The following is a 24,479-nucleotide window of genomic DNA, read 5'->3' as shown; positions in this document are numbered from 1 at the left end:
AATCAAGCAATGGCAACGGTAAAAAAGGGCGATGAGGTAACCTGGAACTACGGCAAGGGAAAAGCAGAAGGTACTGTTGCCGAGGTCCATAACGACGACGTTGAGCGAACCGTTCAGGGCGCTAAAGTTAAGCGAAAAGGGTCTGCTGAAGAGCCTGCTCTGGTGCTTAAACAAGGCGACAAAAAGATTGTAAAATCAGCTAGCGAAGTTTCGAAAACAAAGAAGTAAACATGGCCGTTAAAGACCTCAACGAGACTGAAAAGAAATCGGTGCGTAGCGATTTCGATGAAGCAGTTAACATGTCGGCTTCGCAGCTTGACAAGTGGCTTAAGACAGATGAATCAAAGTCGGTAGGACAAACGAAGGACGGTGATGGTGAATCAATTGGTCATAAATCAGGTCATCGTATTATCGACATTCTGAACAAGAAGGCCACTGACTTATCTGTCGATGATTACCACCATATGGAAAAGGTCGTGAGCTATGTTAAACGGCACCTGGCGCAACGTCCGGGTCATGTAGCCGACTCAAACTGGAGCTATTCGTTAAAGAATTGGGGACACGATCCCGAAAAAAAGTGAGCGCCCCGTTTTCTCACTAATTCAAGTACAAAATGGGCGTAAGGACTGTTAAGCGTCAGTCATAAAATCAGGTTAACTACCTATCAACCAACGGGTTTATAGGTTCTTACTGACTTTAAAACACAAGCGAATGCACTTTCTGATTTACTCAACCATAAATTAAGTACCTGTTTAAATTCACCCTACACAATTACAAAACGTTATGAATGTAAAACAAACACGGGGAGAAATCCTTGACCAGCTCAATCGACTTCTGACCTTAAGCCACGACGCAGAAAAAGGATACCAGGAAGCGGCAGAAAACGCGAAAGACAATGAATTGAAGAGCCTGTTTCTGGCTCAATCGCGCCAACGTTCGGAGTTCGCGCTTTCGCTCGACCGGGAAATCCGGGCGCTGGGTGGCGAACCAGATAACGGCACCAGCATAGCGGCTGACTTACACCGCGCCTGGATCAACATAAAATCGACATTTGCTTCCGACGACGATAAAGCGACGGTTGAAGAGTGCCACCGGGGCGATCAGGAAGCCCTTGAAAATTATAATGCTGTGTTGCAGGAAACCGATCTGGTTGCCAGCACACGTGAACTTTTGCTTCAACAAAAACAGAGCATCGATACGGCAAATGCAACGATGGCTCGTTTGGCCTTGGTAGTGTAGTGAATGGTGGGATTGGAAAGCCTGCCTCCGCTGGAGGCAGGCTTTTTTGTGTTGTTACCTGGCAAAACAATCCTAATTAACGGGTGGTTACACTACAAACATGCTGCAAAAGCATTTAGATGATTCAGACAAAACTACGTTATGAGTAAACAGTCCAAATCGAAATCTTTTTTCGAATCCATTAAATCAAGACCCGGCAAGCCTTATCCCCTAGGTGCTACTTACGATACAGAAGGTGTAAATTTTGCTTTGTTTAGCGAGAACGCCACCGCCGTTTACCTCTGTTTATACAACCCATCCGATCCTGGTGAGGAAGTGGCCCGTATTTCTCTGGAAGAACGGACAGACTTAGTTTGGCACATATATATTGAGGGCCTGCAACCGGGCCAACTCTACGGGTTTCGAGTCGATGGGCCTTATTCACCTGAAACAGGGCATTTTTTCAACCCGAACAAACTTCTGCTCGATCCTTATGCCCGCGCGATTAACGCGCCCATCAATCACAACAACGCCTGGCTGGGATACGACTACAAAAAGAATACGTCGGAGGATCAAAAGCATGATGCCATCCTGTCGATGAGTGAAGAAGATAGCGGTCCAAGCATGCCGAAGAGCGTTATTGTTGATACCGCCTTTGACTGGGAAGACGACACGGCCCCCGACACACCGCTGCATCGCTCGATCATTTATGAGATGCACGTAAAAGGCTTCTCTCACCTGCACCCTACTATCGATGAGAACGTTCGGGGTACTTATGCTGGTTTGGGTGCACCGGAGAGCATCGACTACCTGAAGCGGTTGGGCATCACGGCCGTTGAGTTACTTCCCGTGCATCAGTTTACGGACGAAAGCTACTGGGGTTACAACAGTATTGGGTTCTTTGCTCCCCAAAATACATACGCAGCTTCCGGGATGGCGGGCCAGCAAGTCGTTGAGTTCAAGCAGATGGTAAAAAATCTGCACCGGGCAGGAATCGAAGTTATTCTGGATGTTGTCTACAATCATACGGCTGAAGGCAACCAACTTGGCCCAACACTCTCTTTCAAAGGCATCGATAACCGGGTATATTACCACCAAGTTGGCGATAACCCGGCTTATTACATGGATTATACCGGCACAGGTAATACGTTCAACCTGAGCCATCCGCGCGTTTTGCAACTGGTTATGGATAGCCTCCGCTACTGGGTGACCGACATGCACGTCGACGGATTTCGTTTCGACCTGGCTTCGGCCCTGATCCGGACCGATGAAGAGTTCGGCACCGTTTCATCGTTCCTGGATACCGTTGCGCAGGACCCAATTCTGGCCCAGGTGAAGCTCATTGCCGAGCCTTGGGACATTCAGTCTTACAACGTCGGTGGTTTCCCGGTGCGCTGGTCGGAATGGAATGGTAAGTTCCGGGATACGCTTCGTGCTTTCTGGAAAGGCGACGAGGGTAAGGCAGCCGAGACCGCAACGCGCTTGTTAGGTAGTCCTGATTTATATGCTAACGATGGTCGTTCCCCGGCCAATAGCGTTAACCTGATTACGGCTCACGATGGTTTTACGCTGAATGATTTGGTCAGTTATAACGAAAAGCACAACGAGGCCAATGGCGAAGACAACAATGACGGCTCCAACGATAATTTGAGCTGGAATTGTGGAGCCGAGGGGCCTACGGATGATGAAGCCATCAACGCTCTGCGCGAACGCCAGAAACGCAATTTCCTGACCACCATGCTGCTTAGCCAGGGAACACCTATGGTGGTGATGGGCGATGAGTGCGGCCGAACACAACACGGCAACAACAACGGGTATAATCAGGATAGTGAAATTAGCTGGATGGACTGGCACTGGAACGACAAGCAGCAAGCCCTGTTTGAATTCACCAGCCAACTGACCGATCTGCGCCGGACCATTCCGCTCCTGAGTCGACGTCGTTTCTTTGACCGGGAGCAGGTCGCTTATTTGCTGCCTGATGGGGGCGAAATGACGGGGGCCGATCTGGAAAACCCGCACACGCACTGTCTGGCTCTTTTCATCGATGGCTTACGGGTTTCGGAACAAACCGAAGACGGGCAGGATATTGGCGATGAACAGTTGATCTGGATACTGAATGCGTATTGGGAACCCATCGATTTTATGCTGCCTAAGATTGGGCGTAAAAGTTCGCAGTGGGAAATCGTTGTCAATACCGATACAGGTGAAGTTCATCCAAATGGTTCACCCATAAAGGGCGGTCATGAAATCAGTGTCCCCGGCCGATCGTCTTTGTTGTTACGACTCAAATAGAGTTATTGTATTCATTAAAAAGAGACCAGAGCTTAATGTTCTGGTCTCTTTTTTTACGTGTTCAACAGGCTGTTTAAAAACTGCCCATATAGATTTAAGTAGTCAATCTCTTGTGATAGGTGCCACGAATGGTTAATTACTTCTCGCGAAATGTCCATTCTTTGCTATCTACCGGCGCACTTTGGAGGGCTGTATAAAGTTCTTTGTCGTTCTTAAAAACAGGCTTTTTCAGAGAAAACGTCTCAACATGTGCAGCAAACGTTGGCCTATCGAAAGGCCAGGGTTCCATTGAAAGCGATCCATCAGGGCGTTGGTGAATATAATACGGAATGCCATCTGGCCCTAGACTTACCTCCAGCCGACGGCCTTCCGGTGGCACCTGATCCATGCATAATACTAACGATAGCGCATCACACCATTGCAAGAACGCATAGGCATAATCAGCTTCTTTTTTGGTTGCCTTTATCTCTTTACGCCATTTGGCCTGATTGGTAACCTGCTGATCCAGAAACTCATCCAGCTCGTTATCGGTACCTCGTTTAGGTTCGTACAGGAACGACGTGTGCATCGACATAAGCAGTGCATTCCAGCGACTTTTCTGCAGACCAATCTGAATGAGCTTGTGGCACTGCGCTATAGAATATTGCAGCAACTGAAAGTGAAGAGGAGCCCCAGCCGTCGTCAGATGGTTTCGGCCTTCCCAGGCATCCTGGCCGTCGTCGTGTTCAGTTAGTGCAATCAGGGTTTCTATCCAGTTGACGGGTCGGCTATCTGTGCGCCAGTGCAGGGCCAGTTGCACAGCGAGTAGACCATGAGCTTGCTGATTAATAACCTGCCAGCCCGTATCTGTTTGCGTAACAATCATAAAAGAGTAAGGTGTAATTATTCTACGGTGTTGGTATTGGCTCCGACTAGGCTTGCCATTTGTCTCTACAAGGCCCCACCGATTGAGGCCAATGCACTATTCACAAAAGAGCGGCCTGAAAGTCTTGGTATCCTTTCAGGCCGCTCTTTTATACGCTCACTCCGTTCATTAGTTGTATATTTTCTCATTCTCGCCCATTTTAGGCGGGTTTCCGGTGATGACGGCTGTCGCTTGTTGGAATAACCGAACCATGGTACTGTCACTCGAATTCCAGTATTCAGCCATATCGATGTGTACTTTCAGCAACGTCAATTCCGGATCGTCTTTTCCATTCGGAAACCAGGCTTTGGCCTGCGGATTCCAGAGTTCATCTATTTTCGCTTTGTCATCCAATTCCTGCGCGGTCCCTGACACCGATACATAACTTGCGTCACTTACATCAGCAAAGGAGATGTTGACCTTGTTTTGGTTATTCTCGATTTGATCAACCTTAGGCGAGGTCCGCTTGGTGAAGAACCAAATGGTACCGTCTTCATCTACCTGGAGGGCAGCCATTGGGCGGCTTACCAAATTTCCCTGTTCGTCTACAGTTGTCATCATAGCGATACGAATATCTTCGATTATATCGCTCACTTTCTCTAACTGCTTATTTATCTGTGGCTTCGTTTCCATAACGTTGAGATTAATCAGTAAGTAAATGGTGACTTGCTCAAAATGACACCCTAACAATTTATCACTTAATTAAATAGCGTCTCCCGTCTCTCTACTCCATACAACAATGATGAAGATTGTACAGTTGAACCTTCCGTTTCCGTTTGGCTGCCCATGTCAATGATGTTTACGCAACTGCAGATCGTCTGCTGACACATAGCATACACTTGCTTACTGCGTTCAGAATCAAACTGCGATACCTCCTGGGCGCACTTCTCACATATTTCAATGCAGGACGTTGCCAGTAAGCGTGCATTTTCGGAGTCGCGCACATACAGCATGGCCAAATTACGGCACATATCAGCGCAATCAAGGTTCAGAAAAATGCTACGGTAATGGCTCTCGATATCATCTGAATTCGAGCACTCCGTAGCAAATTCGTTACAAAGGGTAGAGCAACTGGTTAATGTATCGTAAATGTTTTTCTTCCAAATCATGGCAATTAATATCTTCGGATGTCAACTCAATCAGGCAAACGTTCCTACGCCAGCGGCAATCCAAGGAGATTCTCTTCTACCAAGGCGAGCCAGACGACGGGCTTCGTCAATGCTGATCGCTACAACCCGATGGTTATCAAGCTCGCCCTGTTCGAGCAGGTGATTGGCAATTTCGATTGCCTTTGCCCGTGTTGTGGGATTTAGCGACCGCATAGCCGCCGGAAAGTGTGAAGTAGACCACATAGCGTTGACGTGTAGATTCATTTTGTTAATAGCTTATATTATGCCACTATCACCGTAAAGCGCAGCCACGTGCAGCAAATCTCATCATTCTACTGATTGACAGCTAGTTACAAAATCCACATAGAACCAGTTAATTTATAGGCCGTGCTCGCAACGGTTAGTAACGTGGGGAAAAAAGAGAGAGAGGTGGGTATAAAAATACCCAATCGGTCCACAAAAAAAGCCAGCTCCGTAGAGGAACTGGCTTTCTATATTAGTTTACACGCACCTGGCTTTCTAATTAAACGCTCTTCATTTAGGGAAATAGAGCCGGAAGGTAGTACCCACCTCTAACTGGCTCTCTACTTCAATAGAACCTTTGTGGCTGTTGATAATATTTTGCGTTGCCGTTAGCCCCAGCCCCATACCGCCTGACTTACCCGTAAAAAATGGGTCGAATAATCGTTGCCGGTCTGTTTCATTGATACCTCCCCCATTGTCGGTAACTTCAACAAAAACCCGCCTGTCATCTGTACAGTGAGTTTTGACAATTAATACGCCTTTTCCTTCCTTCATGGCCTCGACAGCGTTGACCAGTATGTTCAACAACGCCGTTTTTACCTGATCCCGGTCGATTAATGCATTGCAGTCATCCGTAGCGAACGTTGTTTCCAGGCGCATCCGCTTCAGTTTGATCCGATCGCTCACCAGTTGCAGCGTTTCTTTAACAACGAGGTTAAAATCCTGCTTTTTGCGGTCCAGATCGCGGGGCTTTGATGAATTGAGCATCTCCGTAATTAGCTGCCCAATGCGGTCTACATTACGACCAATGATGTCGGTAAACATCGTGATGTATTCGTTGTCCGTATCCAGTTCATCTTTCAACTGCTCCAGAGCGAGGCTAAGATTAGTGAGCGGATTACGCACTTCGTGGGCAATACTGCGGGCGATCTTTCCGGTCATGGTCAGCTTTTCGGCCAGAATCAGGTCTTGCTGTGCCTTTTTCTGTTCGGTAATGTCCCGCACAATTCCCTGATACCATTCCGGACGGCCATTCGGGTCATCGACGGCCCAAACGGAGATCAGGCAAACCCGCTTGCGCCCATTCCGGTGGATGAGGTTCGTTTCAAAATCTTTGATTTGGCCATGTTCCCGAACATTGAAACGAAGTTTTCGCAGTTGATCAAGTTCAGCAAATAAACGGGCGGGATTTAGCGTACGCAGTTCATCCCGACTATAACCCAACAAACGCTCTACCGATGAGTTGGCATCCTGGAAACGCATTTCGTTGCTAGCCACAAAAATGGCGTCGATCGAACGCTCAAACAGAGACCGGTATTTGTTTTCTTTCTGAGCTACCTCAGCGAGTACACTAGCTTGCCGGAGCGCGTACCGGATACTACGCCCCAGCAACTGCGCATCGATCCGGCCTTTCACCAGATAATCGGCAGCGCCAAGTTCGAGTGCTGACTGATCGACCGTTAAGTCGTCCTGACCCGTAAGCAGAATCATCGGTGCCCGGCAACCCCTCCGAAAAGCCTCCTGTATGAGATCAATACCCGTACGATGCCCCAGACGGTAATCGACCAGATACACATCATGCGTATGTGTATCGATGGTTTTTAAAGCGAGATCGTAGCTATCAACCCAATCGAGTTTGATCGTCGCATTCTCCTTTGCTGACACGAGTGCTTTTGTCAGTAAGTAATCGTCTTCGTCGTCTTCAATGAGCAAGACACGAATTGTTTCTTTTTCGTCAGGAACGTCGAGTAGTACCGCAACAGGCGTCATAAATAAAGTGCAGTTAATAGGTATTCGAAAACAGCCATCTTACTCCAAGCGCTCAATGGTCTGACTGGCAGGCTGATTATTTTGCTTCAATCGTTTAGTTATGGTCATTCAATAACTTGATAATCCCGCACAAACGTATGAAGAGAGTTCTGTTTAAGGTAATTTAACCGTATCCATCCAGTACGTTTTTAAGGCACCGACGATCTCGACCAACCGGTTGAAGTTGAATGGTTTCGTAATAAATGAATTAACGCCAAGCGTATAGGTTTTCAATATATCTTCGTCCGCAAAAGAGGTTGTCATAACTACTACCGGCAGTCGGCGTAGCCTGGAATCGTCTTTAATTTCTCTAAGGGCCTGAAATCCGTTTTTACGAGGCATGTTCAGGTCTAAAATCAGCAGGTCGGGCCAGGGTACATTCTGATTAGCGTAACGACCGTTTTGATTCAGATACTCCATTAATTCTTCGCCATCTTCAACAAACTGTATTGTCTGGGTGTACCCACTCTGTCGAAGCGCACGTTCCATAAACAATCGATCATCGGAGTCGTCGTCGGCTATAAGAATGGTCATTAGGGCTGGGTTACGGTGCATGTTCTTAATGTTGGAAAAGTAGTTACGGCGATAGCAGTGAAACTAATTCGTACCTCCCATTATGTGTAGTAAGAAACTATGGCTGTGGGAAGGCCCAAAAGACGTTTACGTGGTTACGAATAAAAGATAAACTTACCATTCAAAGATACTAAAAAACATTAATCTAACTTTTTCCGATAGTTAAATGAGCCACTTATACACTTGCTTTTACAAGCCTTAACCTATCCAATACCACATCAATAGATATTGACGCCAGATGAACTGGTCCCTGGTTAGAAGGCCTCCGTTTTTACGCTTCCTTTGCCGGATCGTTTCTATAATCGTTACGAAACGCCCGCCTTATTACTCCTGAAAAAATTTGAATGATGTCTTCCACAGTTTGGGGAAGTTCTTCCGCACCCGCTCACCCATATTTAGCAAAAAACCGGTTTCGTACATTTTCGCAAATGAGTATAATACAACAGCATAGCACCAGGACAAGCTAATTTAACGGACTTGGCACGATTTTAACATATTGGTGTGGCAAGGCAGACGTATAAAGTATCTGTCGTAAATTCACTTACCAATATGAAAAAGTCATTCAGTACTTTATTTGCAACAGCTACTTTGGTAGCGGGCATCATGTTCTTCAACGCATCTGACGCACTAGCACAGGGACGTACACGAGTGGGAATTAAAGGTGGCTTAAACGCTAGTTCACTGTTCTACGACAGTCAGGGAGCTACCAACAAAAATGAACGGATTGGTTATCACGTAGGCGTATTTGCGCAGGCACCCGTGGGTGAATTCTTCGCTATTCAACCTGAATTACTTTACATGACGAAAGGTGCATCGGCCGATTACAACATACTTGGTTTCAACGGCAAAAACACGTTTAGACTTAACTACGCTGAGTTGCCCGTACTGGCTACATTTAAGCTAGGACAGGCCGTTGAATTACAGGCAGGTCCTTATGTAGCGTATCTGCTCAATTCCAATGTTAATTCCAACGGTGATTTTGGTGTAGGAGCTGCTGCTATCAACCGGGATAACTTCAACAAAGTAGACTACGGTATTGCCGGCGGTCTTAACATTTACTTCGGTAAAGCCTTTATCGGTGCCCGTTACGAACAAGGGTTGCAACAGATTGCGAACACGGGCGCAGCGAAAACACTCCTGGGAAGTGCCAAAAATGGTGTTGGCCTACTATCGGTTGGTTTCAGCTTAAACTAAATGTAAAGAAAAGAGCGAAAGAGCCAATGAGTGAAAGAGCGAAAAATCTGGCGCATCCAGTCTTCTCTCTTTCGCTCATTGGCTCTTTCGCTTTTAAAGATGGATATCGTACGCTTTCAGTTTGTTGTAAAGCGTCTTGCGGTCGATGTTTAGCACTTCGGCCGCTTTTGTTTTGTTATAACCCGTTTTTTCAAGCACTTTCAGAATAGCAGCCCGCTCAGCGTTTTCCGAAACCGATTTCAGATTAGCGGCCGACTGACTAAATACGGGTACGCCGGGCCTTGCCGGATCATAGCTGATTTGAATACCGGGATTGCCTGTATCTTCGGCGGTTAGGTATTGGGGTGAAACGATCTCCTGTGGCAACACATCTGCTTCGATATAATCGCCCTGCGTAAGCAACACCGACCGTTTTACCACGTTTTGTAGCTCACGGAGGTTACCATGCCAGTAATATTCCTTCAGTTTTTCTTTGGCTTCATCCTCAAAACCCAGAATTTCCTTTTCCAATTGGATGTTGGCCGACTCCAGAAAATGCTCGGCGAAGATCATGATGTCGGCCTTGCGCTCGCGAAGGGGCGAAAGATGCATTTCGAATTCGGCGATACGGTGGTAGATATCTTCCCGAAATTTACCTTGCCGAACCGCGTCCCGCAGATCTTCATTCGTAGCGACAATAATTCGCACGTCGACGGGTATATCCTGATTACTTCCTATTCGGCGTATTTTCCGCTCCTGTAACACCCGGAGCAGTTTGATCTGGTTGTCGTATGACAAGTTCCCGATTTCATCCAGGAAAATAGTTCCTCCGTTGGCAAATTCAAAACTACCCGCTTTATCAGACATGGCCCCGGTGAAGGATCCTTTCACGTGCCCAAACAATTCGCTGCCAGCCAGTTCTTTCCCCAAAGCGCCACAGTCGATTGCCACAAAAGGTTTATCCGCACGTTTGCTCTTAAGGTGAATGGCATTGGCCACAAATTCTTTTCCTGTCCCTGTTTCGCCGGTAATGATCACGGACATATCCGTCGGGGCAATCAAGTCGATATGTTTCTGGAGTTGTTCCGCAGCCCGGCTTTTTCCAAAAATAAATCGCTTGCCATCAGGAGCCAGGGGCGTTTTTGCAGATGTCGACTTGGTAGAACTTTGCTTTGGGGTTTGCGGAATTACAGCCGCTGGTGAAGCACCTTTAGGCTGACTCAGCGATTGGCTACGCCGTTCGAGTGCGCCCTTGATGGTATATAAAATTTCGTCGGGATAAAGTGGCTTCGTTACATAATCGTAAGCGCCGTGCTTAACCGTTTGCACAGCCACCCGAACGTCTGAATAACCGGTAATGATGATAACGGCTGTCGTTGGATGCATAACCTTAATACGGCGTAGCATTTCCAACCCGTCAATATCGGGAAGTTTAAAGTCACAAATAACCAACTCGAACGACTCTTTCCGTAACAAGGTTATGCCATCATCGCCCCGCTGCACCGATGCCGTTTTATATCCCTGTTTTGTCAGATAACGCTCCAGTAACAGGCATATGTCGTTGTTATCGTCAATGATCAGTATTTTTTCCATGAAGAGGAAGTAAGCTTGTTTCGTCGAACAACACCCCGTTCGAAACCACGTGCATTGTTCACAAGCCTTCGTTGGCTATACAAACAAAGTTACTCAAACCTGAATGGTTTGCAAAGCCGTCTCCACAGATCGACGCGTGAATGGTTTTCCAATAAAATAGTCAGCTCCCTGCTCCGTAGCCCGCCGACGTTCCGCTTGGCCATCAAAGGCGCTAATCATGATTATTTTGGCTTCGTTCTGCCCTTCTTTTATAAAAGGCAGTAAATCAAAGCCCAAGCCATCCGGCAGATTCAGATCGAGAAAAATAGCGTCAAACTGCTGAGAATCCAGACATTGGCGGCCCTCTTCAATAAAATGGGCGCATGTCGGTTGGTATCCCAGCCGACGTAACAGACCTGATAATAACAAGCATATATCTGCTTCATCATCAACAATCAACACTCGCTTAGCAAGAGATGTTGTATTCATTACGGCTGGTCTGAATTGATGGCCCGCATTAGCTCCTACTATCGGTCTTACCACGGTGATAATTTATTTTCTTGTATTTTCTATTTACAACCATTTATATAAAATATGATGCCGAAATTAATGCTCTCATTTTGAAAACAAGCTATACGTAGCAATAAAGGCCAACAGCTTAATTAGTTGCGTTTTTTTATATCCTAATTTAATAGCTACTTACCTAAGCGTACTGAGGTTAAGTCATAATATGAATGGGCTATTTTTCTACGGTTATTCTACACATGTAGAATTTATTCCACAATCCACTACCCTGCTTCTAAACGTACAAGAATTAATCATATGACATAGATACGATTATTAAGGGCTCATTCACAAGTGAATAAGCTTTTTTTGAGCGCCAAGTACTTTTAACAAAGTTGCATCCTACCTCTTTGGCACAGATTTTTCTAATCTATATAACAACAGCGAGATAGCATTTTCTGATTTACTCACGAAACACAATGGGAAACCTTCTTTATACAATAGCCGTGATCCTCATCATTATCTGGCTTCTTGGCTTCCTGGGCGTTCTGGGAACGGGTCTGGCGAGTAGTGGGTTGATTCACATTCTATTGGTGATTGCGGTCATTGCAATCATTCTGCGGCTGATACAAGGCCGCGGTGTATGAGAAAGGTGAGCCCTTTTACGATATTGTTTTAGCAAATAATGTCTATTACAAAAGCATTCCTAGTCAACTAGGTAATCTTATTTTAGGTTAAGTACAAGTTACGGTGGGTACGGAATCCCTGCGCCAAATTGAGCGCGGGGATTTTTATTTATACACAACTTTTCAATAGATGCCATACATTGTCCTAACATCTTTGTGTAGAGTGGCTACTGAACGTATCAGGAAGCCTACTTATAAGGATGCGAATAAATTAAGATCGGGGTATCAATGCGTAAAACGTGGACGCCCTTGTAGAGAAAAATCCTCAATTATAGAAAGTAGACACCCCACACCCAAACAAGCTAAATTTCTCAATGCCAATAACTTACCTTTGAGTAACCATTACTGGTATAAAATTTTCTAGATAGTTGGCATCAAAGTTGGAATCAATCATTCACAAAAGCTCTAGAACGATGAAAGCATTGCCAGGAATAATAGTAGGTTTAGCGGTTGGCGCTGTTGTTGGAATTCTGCTTGCTCCTGAGAGCGGTCAGAAAACACGGAAACGGATTACGTCGGAATCAGATTCGTTTTTCAAGGATCTTCAGGACCAGCTACAGGCAGGCTTAGAGAGCATCAAAAGCCAATACAATGATTACGTTGATTCGGCCTCTGAGAAAACGCAGGACTTAGTTAGCCAGGCAAAACGCAAAGCGAAGCAATAGTATAGAAAGTTGCCTTCAAGCGAAAACTTACCTAAAACAATAGAACAATGAGAAGCACAAGAGATTTTCTGACGGGTATCATCACAGGCGTTGTTATTGGAATTTTGACGGCTCCCCGGAGCGGAAAGGAAACCCGCGATAAATTAACGGAAGAAGCAAACAAACACACCGGTGATTTGAAAGACCAGTGGGAAAAGGGTGTATCGCAGGTAAAAGAAGGTCTGGAGCAAGCCAAAACACAAGTGAATCAGTACACTGATAAAGCGAAAGAGCAGTTCAACCAATACAAAGAGCAGGCTCAGTCGGCGATCAACAAAGACAAGATTAAGGATCAATACAACGATAAGGTCGATGAGTTAGCTGACGATGCCAAGGCTGGTGTCGACAACGCTCAGTCGTCCGTCAAAGTAAACTAAAGGATTACGAGTTTGATGTCTTCAATTTGGTAAAATTGTCTACCATCAACTTCAAGCGTGCATTAAGTACAAATACTCGAATTACTCAACGTTATTGAAAAGTAACCCCCGCCGGTACCCGGCGGGGGTTACGCATGTATAGGGGGTTTAATAACCTTTTAATACTGGTTTAAGAGGCCTTTAATTGCCAGGGTAGACCTTTGTGACGGAAAACATTGTCATGAAAAAATACTCGTTTTTTTCGTACCTTAACTTACTCGACCGTTTAAGGTTTACTGTCAGCCGATTGCTGAGTCAACCATTGAAGCAGTCGCCGATAGTTGTGTCGCCTTTAGCCCCTCCAACATCAGTCAGAAAGGCCTGGAGTCCTTATCTGCACGTGTTGGCGGCTTTACTTATAACATCTCTTTTGAGCAATTGTGGGGGGAGTTCGGCCAAAACCGAGGAATCTCCAGCCGGTAATACACGGCGTAAAGATAACCTGCTCGCTACAGCGACCTTCGACACAGCAAAACTCGAAAATGTCCGGAATGAGCTTAACCTGACCGGTAAAATCACGTTCAATCAGGATCAGGTTGTTAAGGTGTTTCCGCTCGTTGGCGGCCATATTGAGACCCTGAAAGCCGATCTGGGCGACTATGTCCGGAAAGGTCAGATTATGGCGGTGATTCGCTCCGGCGATCTGGCCGATCTTGAGCAGCAGGCCGTATCCGCACGGGGTCAGTTGGCCGTTGCGCAAAAAAATCAGCAGGTAACGGAAGACATGACCAAAGCGGGTCTGAGTTCGCAACGCGAGCTCGTGGCCAGTCAGGAACAGTTGCAGGCCGCCAAGGGTGAATTGGCCCGGGTAGGTGAGCGACGCCGAATTGTAGGGGGTACTGGCTCGGTTTACCTGGTCAAAGCACCCATGAGCGGATTTGTTGTGGAAAAGACAGCCTCTCCCGGTATGGAACTTCGCTCCGACGATCCGGAGAATCTGTTCACCGTCTCGAATCTCGAGCGCGTTTGGGTAATGGCGAATGTGTATGAGTCGGACCTCGCCAATGTTCATGAAGGTGACGCAGCAACGATTACAACGATCTCCTACCCCGACAAAATCTTTCGGGGAAAGATCGATAAAATCTTCAATGTACTCGATCCTGACAGCAAAACGCTACGGGTACGTGTTACTTTAAATAATCCAGATTACCGGCTCAAACCCGAAATGTTTGCTAACGTAAGTGTGACGTATGCCGGTCATGACCAGCGTATTGCTATTCCGGCGGGAGCCGTCGTTTTCGATAAGAATCGCAACTTTGTCGTGATGGTTAATAAGGCAAACCAGCCCATCGTACGCGAAGTAAATATTTACAAAACGATTGGTCAGAAAACGTACCTTACGAGTGGTGTTGCCCCCGGCGATAAGGTCGTGACGACAAACCAATTACTGATTTATAATGCATTAGGCAGTTAACTTAGCCAACAGCGTTAGGTCAGTTACTAGAAATCAACGTCTCGATATGAAACAGGCCAGCTTTTAAAAAGCTGGCCTGTTTCATATCGAGACGTAAGCAGGAATCGTTGACGAAGCTGATCACTAGAATCACCTGATTACCAAGGTGTCAACTTTGCCGAAATTCCGGCTGAATTAAGAAACTGTTTGAAATAACTTACTTTTTCGTGACCCGGATCGAAATACGGCGATTTTGCGCCCGGCCCTCTTTGGTGTCATTCGACGCAACGGGGTGTTCTTGCCCATACCCTTCCGCTTCTAGACGATCCTTGTCAATGTCCATCTTCTCCAGTTCAGCGCGTACTGAATTTGCCCGGTCCTGCGAAAGCTTCAGGTTACTGTCCGCCTTACCTGTATTATCGGTATAACCGCCCAGTTTCACATTGACCGCCGGATAAGCTTTTAAGATTTCGGCAATATTCTTCAGTTGCTCCTGCGACTCGGGCTTTAAGGTGGCTTTACCCGTTTCAAAAGTCAACCGGTCAAAGTCGAACCAGGTAGTTTTATCAGCGGCCTTATCACTTTTGATGAACGTCAGCAGTTTATTCTCAATACCCAGTTCCGGAATATTCAGTTCGACACCACTGGTCAGCTTTTGACGACTGAAAGCCCCAAGTCGCTCATTCGGCGTACTGACGATATCATTATCGGCGGCCGTCGATTCTTCCAAAGGCACTTCGCTACCAACTGCTTCCTTCCCTTCCCGATTATACCCCGGTGTCTCAGACGAGGGAACGGCGATATAAGGGGCAATGACAAGTGATACGATAGACATCAGTTTGATCAGAATGTTCATCGATGGACCAGACGTATCCTTGAAAGGGTCGCCAACGGTATCGCCCGTAACTGACGCTTTGTGAGGCTCGGATTTTTTGTAGAACATTTCGCCGTTAATCAGGACGCCTTTTTCAAACGACTTCTTCGCGTTATCCCAGGCACCACCGGCGTTGTTCATAAAAATACCCATCAACACGCCCGATACGGTAACGCCCGCCAGTAAGCCCCCAAGTACTTCAGGTCCGAAGATAAAGCCAACAATAACGGGTACGGTCAGCGCAATGGCTCCCGGCAAAACCATCTCGCGGATAGATGCCTGGGTGGAAATAGCCACGCATTTTTCATATTCTGGTTTTCCTGTACCCTCCATAATCCCCGGAATTTCCCGAAACTGACGGCGAACTTCTTCCACCATGGCCATAGCCGCCCGACCTACGGCCGCGATGGCCAATGATGAGAAAATGTACGGGATCATCCCACCCACAAACAAGCCAGCCAGTACATCAGCTTTATAAATATCAATCGCCGAAATACCCGACAGGCCCACGAAAGCGGCAAACAAGGCCAGCGCCGTCAGCGCAGCCGAGGCAATGGCAAATCCCTTACCGCTTGCCGCGGTCGTATTGCCTACGGCATCGAGAATATCGGTACGACCACGCACTTCTTCGGGCAGGTAACTCATTTCCGCAATTCCACCGGCGTTATCGGCAATTGGCCCGAACGCATCGATGGCTAGTTGCATAGCCGTTGTCGCCATCATACCGGCAGCCGAAATGGCGACTCCGTATAAACCAGCAAAGTGATACGAGGTATAAATACCGGCAGCCAGTACCAGAATTGGCAACACTGTCGACTCCATGCCTACCGACAGACCACCAATGATATTGGTCGCAGCCCCCGTTGCCGACTGGCGGATGATAGACAGCACCGGACGGCGGCCCATAGCGGTGTAGTACTCTGTGATAATACTCATCAGCGCCCCCACAACCAGGCCGGTTACAATGGCAAAAAACACATCCATCCGGGTAAACTCAACGCCCCGGATTTCCATTGTGCCAGCCGGTAGCATGGCGTTGACCAGAAAGTAGGATGCAACCAGCGTAATGCCTATCGATGCCCAGTTACCCAAGTTCAACGCACCCTGCACGTTGCCGTTGTCGTCTTTCACCCGAACGAGGTAGGTGGCAATGATCGAAAAAATCAGGCCCAGACCGGCAATAACCATTGGCAGCACAATAGGGGCATGACCAATGATCGGATCATTTGGGATGACAATTTCGCGACCTAACACCATAGTAGCCAGAATAGTAGCTACATAAGATCCAAATAGATCGGCACCCATGCCCGCGACGTCACCCACGTTATCCCCTACGTTATCGGCAATGGTGGCTGGGTTACGCGGGTCATCTTCCGGAATACCTGCTTCTACTTTCCCCACAAGGTCAGCGCCAACGTCGGCCGCTTTTGTATAAATACCGCCCCCCACGCGGGCAAACAACGCAATCGACTCGGCACCGAGCGAGAAGCCCGCCAGTACTTCGAGCGCTTTCTCCATCGGCAGGCCATTGACGTCGCCCGAGGGTTCGACATACAATTTATAAAGAACAATGAACAGACTACCCAGGCCCAGCACGGCAATGCCCGCCACACCAATACCCATGACCGAACCACCCGTGAAAGACACCTCAAGGGCTTTCGTCAGGCTGGTGCGGGCGGCATGAGCAGTGCGGACGTTTGCTTTAGTCGCGATGTTCATGCCGATGTATCCGGCCAGTGCCGACAAAAATGCACCGAGAATAAATGAGCCGCCTATGATGGGACTGGAGTTGGGCACCAGGCTACCCATATAGGCTAATAAAATGGCTACGATAATGCCGAAATAGGTCAGCACTCGCCATTCCGCTTTGAGAAAAGCAATAGCCCCGTCGGCAATGTAGCCTGCAATTTCCTGCATCCGAGCATCGCCAGGGTCCTGTTTTGAAACCCACATGAATTTGGTAAACATCACCAGCAGGCCAACGATGCCTAAAATGGGGACCAGATAAACACTATAATTCATACAAATAGGTAAAGGTTAGAGGTTTGACTGCTCGCAAAGATAGAATTTGGCACTCCATAACCCAACCTAAAAAACCCGTTTGTTGACTTTTTTTGAGGATTTTTTCAGTTATTCAAGGATAATAAAGAATAGATGACAGCAAACAGCCGCTGCATTTGGATTTAGATAGTTAGCCTTGTAAGTTCAGAAGAAAATTTGGCTTTAATTGTATTGAAAGCTATTATATAATAATTATTACCTCTTTTACCTAATTATGATTCGCCTTCTTCGGTCTCTATCAATATTAACTATCAGTTTTTTTTCATTTCTTTCATTTGCACGAGCGCAGGTTGGGAAAGCCGACTCAATTCGGGTAACGATTACGGAAGGCACCAACATGGCGGCCGATCTTTCGCCCGATAAAAGCCAGATCGTTATTGACTTGCAGGGCACACTATGGCTCGTTCCCGCTCTGGGTGGCGTAGCCAGACCAATTACCGACGCACTCGGCGACTGTCGCCAGCCAAGCTGGTCGCCCGATGGAAAACAGATCGCTTTTCATTCATTCTGGGATGGGCGGTATCATCTATGGAGTGTGGTGGCAACGGGCGGCAAACCCCGGCAACTAACGACTGGCGTCTATGACGACCGCGAACCGCACTGGTCGCCGGATGGAAAGCAATTGGTATTCTCATCCGATCGAAGCGGCAACTACGATATTTGGTTACTTAACCTGGCCGATGGCAAAATAACCCAGTTGACGCACGATTCAGGTAATGATTTCAACCCGGCGTTTTCGCCCGATGGCAAACAGGTTGCCTTTATCTCCGATCGTAGCGATGCGCCCGGAGTATACGTGATAACACCCGGCACGACGGAAAAACTGGTTACCCCCGCGCTGGGTAAACTTGCCGGCGTTAGCTGGCAGCCCGATGGTTCGCGCCTGTTTTACAACATCCTCAACAACACGCAGAGCGGTCTGGCAACGGTGGCCCTGACAGATAGTAAAGCACAGATACTGACCGACATTAGCGACGATGTATTTCCGTTTCGGGTTAGCTGGTTTTCGGCAGATGAGTACCTGTACACAGCCAACGGGCTTTTGAAACGGCGAAAAATCGGTAGCAAGACCGACCAGACTATTTCCTTTCAGGCGAAGATCGCACTGCCCCGAACCAGCTACAAACGTAAAGTATATGATTTCGATAGCCAGAAACCACAACCCGTTCGGGGCATCAAAGGAACGGCCATATCACCCGACGGAAAGCAGATTGCGTTTGCCGCATTGGGCGATCTGTGGCTACTGACCAGGGGAACAAAAATACCGGAACGCCTGACGCAGGGAGCGACAATGGAACTGGAACCGACCTGGTCGCCAGACGGGACCAAACTGGCTTATGTATCGGATCGAAACGGGAATATGGATGTCTGGATTAGGGATTTGAAAACTGGTCAGGATCGAAACCTGGTCGATATGGCCGCCGATCTTCACTACCCGACCTGGTCGCCGGATGGCAGCAAAATTGCATTCTACCAAAGCGATCCCCGCAACGCCTGGGGGCACAGTACGCTCTACGTAGCCGATGTCACGTACACGGCGGACATTACAGCCCCAAAAACGCGCAAAATCCACGAGTCGATTTTTGTACCGAGTCAGCCAAGCTGGTCGCCCGATGGCAAGACCATTGCCGTCTCGGCGCTTCACCCCTATTCGTCGCGTTACCGGGAAGGGGTCAGCGAAGTATTGCTTATTTCGTTCGACGGCAAAAACGATCGCTACGTAACGCCTGCCCCTGCGCATAGCCTGGCCACCAGGGGTCAGAACGGCCCCGTCTGGTCGCCCGATGGGTCAAAAATGGCGTATGTACTGGATGGCTTGCTCTGGGTAACGGATGTGAAACCCGATGGCAGCATCAGCGGAACGCCCCGGCAGCTCACGACCGAACAGGCTGAAACCCCTACCTGGACCGGTGATTCAAAAAGCCTGCTTTTTCTGGCTACCGACGTGTTCAAGCAGATTTATCTGGCCGATGGACACGTTGAAACCCACCCGATGGACCTGTCCTGGAAAAGTAGCCAGCCAACCGGAGCCGTGGTAGTGCATGCCGGACGGCTATTCGATGGCAGAGCGAACACCTACCGCACTAACGTTGACATTTTGATTGATGGTCACCGGATCAAGGCCATTCTGCCTCATCAGGCTGGTCGCCCCGGTACGCTCATCGATGCTTCGACCAAAACGGTTATTCCTGGTTTGTTCGAGATGCATACACACCAGCACTCGATGGTTGGCGAGAAGATCGGGCGGTTGTGGTTGTCTTTCGGCATTACGTCCATTCGCGAGCCTGGTGCTGATCCGTACGATGCCCTTGAACGCAAAGAAGCCTGGGCGAGTGGCACCCGACCCGGCCCACGCCAGTTTTTTACGGGCGGACTGACGGATGGGACCCGTATTTACTACGGAGCAGCTACCAGCATCAACTCCGATGAACAATTAGACCGCGAACTTAACCGCTCGGTCCGGCTGGGTTACGACCTGATCAAGACCTACGTTCGGATGCCGGATGCCATGCAACAACGGATCACGGCTTTTGCTCACGCCCACGGATTGCCCGTTTCGTCCCACGAAATTTTCCCGGCCATGCGCTACGATGTCGATGCCGTTGAGCACATTGGCGGCACGAGTCGGCGGGGCTACTCGCCCAAAATAACGGCCATGAACCGCAGTTACCAGGATGTGATTCAGCTGCTGGCCAAGTCAGGGATGAATATTACGCCAACGGCCTCCTTACAGGGCGGCTTTTCGGTGCTGACCACCAAAGACCCGAACCTGCTGGAAAACCGGCAGTACAAGGCCTTTTACTCCGAAGAGTATACCAATGCCCTGTTGGCAGGATCGGCTCAGTACGCCAAATTGAGTCCCGGTTACCTGAGCAATTTCGGAAACCTTGAGAAAGGAGTCAAAGCCCTAGTCGACGCCGGTGCCCACGTCACAATCGGCACCGACAGTCCCTTTATCCCCTACGGCATGAGTCTGCATACCGAGTTGCAGGTCTTCGTCGACGCAGGTCTCAGCCCGTATCAGGCGTTACGGTCGGCTACGCTCTGGGCAGCCGAAACGGTTGGTGTCAGCAACGATTTAGGGTCCATAGAGCCGGGCAAACTGGCCGATCTGGTGATTGTCGGCGGTGATCCGTTAACCAATATCCGCGATGTACTGAACGTTGAGCAGGTCATTCGTAATGGCGAGGTATTGCCGATAGACCGCTTACTAACGCGTCCCTGACAAAACAGTTCTTACTGCCCTTACTTAAGCGGGTGGTCTGCCCTAGACTGACTTACGTGTAAGTCAGTCTAGGGCAGACCACCCGTTTTTACTACCACCAGTTTGACAAATCTTAGCCCGATGCGTTAGCCCTCCCTGGTTGATTAACAGCCTTTTGTCACTTAATTATACTAAAAGAGTTTCACTCGTTTAACGTAGAAATACTCAACATAATAGAGGCACATCTACTTAAATATAAATAATTCTTCTATCTATTGTATTTATAAAATAATATTCTACATACTATATTATTATCAAAATTATATTCTACAATTTGACATCCTGTATTCCTATACAGAACATTTTAATCCATTTCTTAACATACTTAAACTTATGATGAGATCATTACTCATGAGCCTGCTTTTGGTTAGCTTGGGTTGCTCTGGCGCGTGGGCACAGGGCCGAAAGGTAAGCGGCACCGTTACCGCCGATGAAGGCATAGGAGGCTTTGCCGGTGCTACTGTGGTGGTAAAAGGCACAACCATTGGTACAGTAACGGACGTAAAAGGAGAATACTCATTAATCGTACCGGCTTCGGGCACGACCCTGGTCATCTCAGCGGTCGGTATGCAGACAGTCGAAGAGGTTATTGGCGAGCGAACAGTCATCAACGTTCTGCTCAAAACGGACACCAAGCAATTAAACGAGGTTGTCATCACGGCACTTGGACTCAAAGAGGAACGCGATAAATTTGCCTCGTCGGTCTCGACCGTAAGCGGCAAAAACATTGCCCGTTCGGGCGAAACAAGCTTACTGACCGGGTTGAGTGGCAAAGCATCCGGTGTAGTTATCACCCGCAATGGGGGCGATCCGGGAGCAGGTGCCTATATTCAGATTCGTGGCCAGAACACGATCAATGGCAATGCGCAACCCCTGTTTATCGTCGACGGGATTCCCATCAGCAACTCCAGCGACAACAATGGGTCGGCAGCGGGCAACAGTATCGTTCAGCAATCACGCGTCAACGATATCAACCCCGATGATATCGAAAGTATGGAAGTGCTGAAAGGTGCTTCGGCAGCCGCCCTGTGGGGCACACGGGCTGCCAATGGCGTTATTGTCATTACAACCAAAAAAGGGAAAGACACGAAAGGCAAGGTGAACATCACCTTTAAATCGACCGTTTCGTTCGACAGAGTCAACAAGAATCATAAGCTGCAGACCAACTACGGACAGGGGACAGGAGGTCTCTTTCAGCAAGGCAGCCGGAATACGTTTGGCGATCTCATCTCAGCTCGTTCCGGCGGGCCGGATACGTACATTACGGACCCCAGCGCAGCAGGCTACCAGGGCTTTGTGACGTTTCCGGACGGCACCAAACGGTACGCCATAGCCGCGGGTACGGCGGCCAATCCCCACGGAGGAAAAAACTCCCGTGACACGTACGACCATACCAAAGACGTATTTCAGACGGGTCACTTTACGGATAACAGTATCAACTTTAGTGGCGGCAATGCCCGGAGCAACTTCCTGCTTAGTTACTCCAACCTGAATCAGGAAGGTGTTGTGAAGCAGTTCAGCACTTACCAGCGCAATACCGTTCGCTTCAACGCAGCCAGCCAGTTTACGGAGTGGTTCCGTGCATCGGCCAACGTTGGCTACACGAAGAGCTACTCGTCAAGGGTTCAGCAAGGCGATAACCTGGACGGTATTATTCTGGGCGGTTTCCGGACACCGGGTGATTTCAACAATGAGTATTACACCGGCATTTACACCAACAAGGCCGGACAGACCTTCAACGATGCCCACGTATCGTTCCGGAACCCGTTGGGCGTCGATCAGAACACAATTTACGCGAACCCAATCTGGAACATCAACAACAACAGAAATACGACCGATGTTGACCGCATCACCGGCACCGCCGAGCTGGGCATCACGCCGACATCGTGGTTGAGCATCACTGGACGCACAGGTATCGATAACTTTACGGACTATCGCCTTGAGCGGTTTGCCCGCAACTCCGGCTCCTACGGAACAGGGCTGTTGTCTAAAAACTGGATCACGGAAAAACAATTCAACACGGATGTGTTTGCCAATGCCAGCAAAACATTCAGCAATGATTTCAGCGGCTCCGTTCTGGTAGGCGTCAACTACAACAGCCGCCGAAAAGAGTACATCAGCGATCAGATTACGAATCTGATCGTTCCGAATGCACCGGATATCCTGAGTAACGCGCTGAACTCGAACAGTTCGATGAGCAATTACAACTCGCTGATCCGTACGTATGCATATTACGGCCAGGCTGAGGTACAGGCGTATAACATGCTGTTTCTGACCTTGACCGGACGAACGGAGAGCGCGTCGACGTTTGGCTCCAAAACCAACAGTAGTTTCTTCTTCCCGTCTGCCGCGCTAGCCTGGCAATTCACGAAATTAAAAGGACTGGAAAGCAGTCCGGTGCTTAGTTTTGGTAAACTGCGGTTGACCTGGGGTCAGGTGGGGATTCAGCCCCAGCCGTACCAAAACTTTACCACGTTCTCCCCCGCTGCTTATACCGATGCCTTCGCTGGTGGCCTGAAGTCAGCTAGTGCCCTGTATGGCGGAGGCTACGTTCGCAGTACCACGGCGGGCAACGATTTTCTGCGGCCTGAACGGAAAACAGAGGCTGAAGTTGGGGTCGACCTTCGCTTCCTGAATAACCGTATCAACTTCTCCGCAACCGCCTACAGCAACTCGACCGAAGACGTCATTCTATCGCTGAACGTACCGAATGAAACTGGCTATAGCATCCGCAATGTCAATGCGGCCAAGCTCTCGAACAAAGGGCTTGAGTTTGAAGCCGGTGCCGATGTCCTGACCCTGGGTGACTTCAAATGGAATCTGTCGGCCAATTTCTCCCTGAACCGCAATAAAGTTGTTTCCCTGGCGGGCGCAGCCGCTCAAACGCTGCCCGACAGTTATCAGCAAAATGCGTCCTTGATTGAAGGCCAGCCCTTTGGCGTATTCTATTCAACCGACTTTCTGAAGGATGAGTCAGGCAGGTATAAGCTCGATGCCAATGGATTTCCGCAGGGCGGCACGGGCAACGAAATCATCGGTAACCCAAACCCGCAATGGCGGGGCGGCCTGGGTAGCACCTTCTCGTTCAAAGGCCTATCACTCTCGGTGCTGTTCGACCGGGTAGCTGGCAACGATTTCTACAACGGAACACGGGGCGCTTTATACAGCTTCGGGGTTCATGCCGATCAGGGGGGCACTGCCGTTGCTCCGGCCGGTGGCATCAAAGATGTCAACGGCAACACCATTGCCGCAGGGACATCGTTTCAGGGGCAGATAAAAGACTTCGGTGCGGGTCCGGTAGCCCTGAATCAGGCCTGGTATCAGGGTCGGGGCACGTCCTTCAATTCAGCTTCGTACAAGCAGTTTATTGAAGACGGCAGTTCGACCCGCCTGCGGGAAGTGACGCTGACCTACAGCCTGCGCAGCGAGGGCTTCCGTCGTGTAACGCATCTCTCAAATGTCGACTTTAGCCTGACAGGCCGTAATCTCCTCTTGTGGACGAATTATACGGGCACTGATCCTGAGGTGAACATTACAGGTGCCGGTCTCTCGCGCGGACAGGACTGGTTCACCAACCCAAACACCAAATCACTGCTGTTTTCGCTGAGAATCACGTACTAAAACCGGTTTCGGCTTTTGGCAGACAGTGGTCCGTCGTACCCCAAAAACCGTGAGCGTAAACT

19 protein-coding genes are annotated in these 24,479 nt (G+C 48.6%); 11 read left to right on the top strand and 8 right to left on the bottom strand.

All coding sequences use genetic code 11. The annotated features are described in order from the left end of the window. Positions 1–9 precede the first annotated feature (9 nt). The 4 genes from ACYU8Y_RS25065 (at position 10) to glgX (ending at position 3,510) form a co-directional block, all read left to right on the top strand. A complete protein-coding gene (locus ACYU8Y_RS25065) occupies positions 10–228 on the top strand; it encodes a hypervirulence associated TUDOR domain-containing protein (RefSeq protein ID WP_460940905.1) in 219 nt (72 codons plus the stop codon). Between the two features lie 2 nt (positions 229–230). After that, a complete protein-coding gene (locus tag ACYU8Y_RS25060; protein WP_460940904.1) occupies positions 231–581 on the top strand; it encodes a DUF3140 domain-containing protein in 351 nt (116 codons plus the stop codon). 202 nt (positions 582–783) lie between these two features. Next, positions 784–1,239, top strand: coding sequence for a ferritin-like domain-containing protein (locus ACYU8Y_RS25055; RefSeq protein ID WP_460940903.1), 456 nt, complete (start codon positions 784–786; stop codon positions 1,237–1,239). Positions 1,240–1,380: 141 nt separating this feature from the next. Continuing rightward, a complete protein-coding gene (gene glgX / locus ACYU8Y_RS25050; protein WP_460940902.1) occupies positions 1,381–3,510 on the top strand; it encodes a glycogen debranching protein GlgX in 2,130 nt (709 codons plus the stop codon). A 136-nt stretch (positions 3,511–3,646) separates the two neighbouring features. Here glgX and ACYU8Y_RS25045 read toward each other — a convergent pair whose 3' ends face one another. The 5 genes from ACYU8Y_RS25045 to ACYU8Y_RS25025 form a co-directional block, all read right to left on the bottom strand. After that, entirely contained in the window at positions 3,647–4,375 is a 729-nt protein-coding gene (locus tag ACYU8Y_RS25045; protein ID WP_460940901.1) for a DUF3891 family protein, read from the bottom strand. 168 nt (positions 4,376–4,543) lie between these two features. Next, the gene (locus ACYU8Y_RS25040; RefSeq protein ID WP_460940900.1) at positions 4,544–5,047 is read right to left on the bottom strand and encodes a pyridoxamine 5'-phosphate oxidase family protein; all 504 of its coding nucleotides are present in this window, start codon (positions 5,045–5,047) and stop codon (positions 4,544–4,546) included. A gap of 506 nt (positions 5,048–5,553) precedes the next feature. Next, entirely contained in the window at positions 5,554–5,787 is a 234-nt protein-coding gene (locus ACYU8Y_RS25035) for a DUF2188 domain-containing protein (protein ID WP_460940899.1), read from the bottom strand. A 270-nt stretch (positions 5,788–6,057) separates the two neighbouring features. Further along, positions 6,058–7,536, bottom strand: coding sequence for a two-component system sensor histidine kinase NtrB (locus ACYU8Y_RS25030; RefSeq protein WP_460940898.1), 1,479 nt, complete (start codon positions 7,534–7,536; stop codon positions 6,058–6,060). Between the two features lie 153 nt (positions 7,537–7,689). Further along, complete coding sequence (locus ACYU8Y_RS25025; protein WP_460940896.1) at positions 7,690–8,130, bottom strand: response regulator; 441 nt, start codon at positions 8,128–8,130, stop codon at positions 7,690–7,692. A gap of 567 nt (positions 8,131–8,697) precedes the next feature. Here ACYU8Y_RS25025 and ACYU8Y_RS25020 point away from each other — a divergent pair. Further along, positions 8,698–9,342: a porin family protein gene (locus tag ACYU8Y_RS25020; protein WP_460940895.1), complete on the top strand. Its 645-nt coding sequence runs from the start codon at positions 8,698–8,700 to the stop codon at positions 9,340–9,342. Positions 9,343–9,435: 93 nt separating this feature from the next. On the opposite strand, the gene ACYU8Y_RS25015 is transcribed toward ACYU8Y_RS25020, so the two are convergent. Together ACYU8Y_RS25015 and ACYU8Y_RS25010 are read right to left on the bottom strand one after the other, a co-directional pair. Further along, positions 9,436–10,914, bottom strand: coding sequence for a sigma-54-dependent transcriptional regulator (locus ACYU8Y_RS25015; RefSeq protein WP_460940894.1), 1,479 nt, complete (start codon positions 10,912–10,914; stop codon positions 9,436–9,438). A 93-nt stretch (positions 10,915–11,007) separates the two neighbouring features. Further along, on the bottom strand, positions 11,008–11,382 hold the full coding sequence (locus ACYU8Y_RS25010) for a response regulator (RefSeq protein ID WP_460940892.1): 375 nt from the start codon (positions 11,380–11,382) through the stop codon (positions 11,008–11,010). 494 nt (positions 11,383–11,876) lie between these two features. Between ACYU8Y_RS25010 and ACYU8Y_RS25005 the strand changes: the two genes are divergently transcribed. The 4 genes from ACYU8Y_RS25005 to ACYU8Y_RS24990 all read left to right on the top strand — a co-directional run bounded on the left by ACYU8Y_RS25005 (position 11,877) and on the right by ACYU8Y_RS24990 (position 14,617). Beyond that, a complete protein-coding gene (locus tag ACYU8Y_RS25005) occupies positions 11,877–12,044 on the top strand; it encodes a lmo0937 family membrane protein (protein ID WP_460940891.1) in 168 nt (55 codons plus the stop codon). Positions 12,045–12,496: 452 nt separating this feature from the next. After that, positions 12,497–12,748 carry a YtxH domain-containing protein gene (locus ACYU8Y_RS25000; RefSeq protein WP_460940890.1) on the top strand — a complete coding sequence of 84 codons (252 nt, stop codon included), beginning with the start codon at positions 12,497–12,499 and terminating at the stop codon, positions 12,746–12,748. A gap of 47 nt (positions 12,749–12,795) precedes the next feature. Continuing rightward, positions 12,796–13,164, top strand: coding sequence for a YtxH domain-containing protein (locus tag ACYU8Y_RS24995; protein ID WP_460940889.1), 369 nt, complete (start codon positions 12,796–12,798; stop codon positions 13,162–13,164). Between the two features lie 409 nt (positions 13,165–13,573). Then, a complete protein-coding gene (locus ACYU8Y_RS24990) occupies positions 13,574–14,617 on the top strand; it encodes an efflux RND transporter periplasmic adaptor subunit (protein WP_460940888.1) in 1,044 nt (347 codons plus the stop codon). Between the two features lie 196 nt (positions 14,618–14,813). On the opposite strand, the gene ACYU8Y_RS24985 is transcribed toward ACYU8Y_RS24990, so the two are convergent. After that, positions 14,814–17,492, bottom strand: a complete 2,679-nt coding sequence (locus ACYU8Y_RS24985; RefSeq protein ID WP_460940887.1) for a sodium-translocating pyrophosphatase — start codon at positions 17,490–17,492, stop codon at positions 14,814–14,816. Between the two features lie 253 nt (positions 17,493–17,745). On the opposite strand from ACYU8Y_RS24985, the gene ACYU8Y_RS24980 reads away from it, so the two are divergent. Both ACYU8Y_RS24980 and ACYU8Y_RS24975 read left to right on the top strand, forming a co-directional pair. After that, a complete protein-coding gene (locus ACYU8Y_RS24980) occupies positions 17,746–20,757 on the top strand; it encodes an amidohydrolase family protein (protein ID WP_460940886.1) in 3,012 nt (1,003 codons plus the stop codon). A gap of 372 nt (positions 20,758–21,129) precedes the next feature. After that, positions 21,130–24,417, top strand: coding sequence for a SusC/RagA family TonB-linked outer membrane protein (locus ACYU8Y_RS24975; RefSeq protein ID WP_460940885.1), 3,288 nt, complete (start codon positions 21,130–21,132; stop codon positions 24,415–24,417). Positions 24,418–24,479 lie beyond the last annotated feature (62 nt).

The sequence above is a fragment of the Spirosoma humi genome (assembly GCF_054776575.1).
Note: the sequence above shows the minus strand (reverse complement) of the source record. Positions and strands in the feature narration are given on the sequence as shown.

What these genes read in the sequence shown, in the direction of transcription:
- ACYU8Y_RS25040 (WP_460940900.1), bottom strand. Translation starts at nt 5,047, where the DNA reads ATGGAAACGAAGCCACAGATAAATAAGCAGTTAGAGAAAGTGAGCGAT.
- ACYU8Y_RS25055 (WP_460940903.1), top strand. Translation starts at nt 784, where the DNA reads ATGAATGTAAAACAAACACGGGGAGAAATCCTTGACCAGCTCAATCGA.
- ACYU8Y_RS25015 (WP_460940894.1), bottom strand. Translation starts at nt 10,914, where the DNA reads ATGGAAAAAATACTGATCATTGACGATAACAACGACATATGCCTGTTA.
- ACYU8Y_RS25020 (WP_460940895.1), top strand. Translation starts at nt 8,698, where the DNA reads ATGAAAAAGTCATTCAGTACTTTATTTGCAACAGCTACTTTGGTAGCG.
- ACYU8Y_RS25060 (WP_460940904.1), top strand. Translation starts at nt 231, where the DNA reads ATGGCCGTTAAAGACCTCAACGAGACTGAAAAGAAATCGGTGCGTAGC.
- ACYU8Y_RS25065 (WP_460940905.1), top strand. Translation starts at nt 10, where the DNA reads ATGGCAACGGTAAAAAAGGGCGATGAGGTAACCTGGAACTACGGCAAG.
- ACYU8Y_RS24980 (WP_460940886.1), top strand. Translation starts at nt 17,746, where the DNA reads ATGATTCGCCTTCTTCGGTCTCTATCAATATTAACTATCAGTTTTTTT.
- ACYU8Y_RS24985 (WP_460940887.1), bottom strand. Translation starts at nt 17,492, where the DNA reads ATGAATTATAGTGTTTATCTGGTCCCCATTTTAGGCATCGTTGGCCTG.
- ACYU8Y_RS25010 (WP_460940892.1), bottom strand. Translation starts at nt 11,382, where the DNA reads ATGAATACAACATCTCTTGCTAAGCGAGTGTTGATTGTTGATGATGAA.
- ACYU8Y_RS25035 (WP_460940899.1), bottom strand. Translation starts at nt 5,787, where the DNA reads ATGAATCTACACGTCAACGCTATGTGGTCTACTTCACACTTTCCGGCG.
- ACYU8Y_RS25000 (WP_460940890.1), top strand. Translation starts at nt 12,497, where the DNA reads ATGAAAGCATTGCCAGGAATAATAGTAGGTTTAGCGGTTGGCGCTGTT.
- ACYU8Y_RS25025 (WP_460940896.1), bottom strand. Translation starts at nt 8,130, where the DNA reads ATGCACCGTAACCCAGCCCTAATGACCATTCTTATAGCCGACGACGAC.
- ACYU8Y_RS25045 (WP_460940901.1), bottom strand. Translation starts at nt 4,375, where the DNA reads ATGATTGTTACGCAAACAGATACGGGCTGGCAGGTTATTAATCAGCAA.
- ACYU8Y_RS25030 (WP_460940898.1), bottom strand. Translation starts at nt 7,536, where the DNA reads ATGACGCCTGTTGCGGTACTACTCGACGTTCCTGACGAAAAAGAAACA.
- ACYU8Y_RS24995 (WP_460940889.1), top strand. Translation starts at nt 12,796, where the DNA reads ATGAGAAGCACAAGAGATTTTCTGACGGGTATCATCACAGGCGTTGTT.
- glgX (WP_460940902.1), top strand. Translation starts at nt 1,381, where the DNA reads ATGAGTAAACAGTCCAAATCGAAATCTTTTTTCGAATCCATTAAATCA.
- ACYU8Y_RS24975 (WP_460940885.1), top strand. Translation starts at nt 21,130, where the DNA reads ATGATGAGATCATTACTCATGAGCCTGCTTTTGGTTAGCTTGGGTTGC.
- ACYU8Y_RS25005 (WP_460940891.1), top strand. Translation starts at nt 11,877, where the DNA reads ATGGGAAACCTTCTTTATACAATAGCCGTGATCCTCATCATTATCTGG.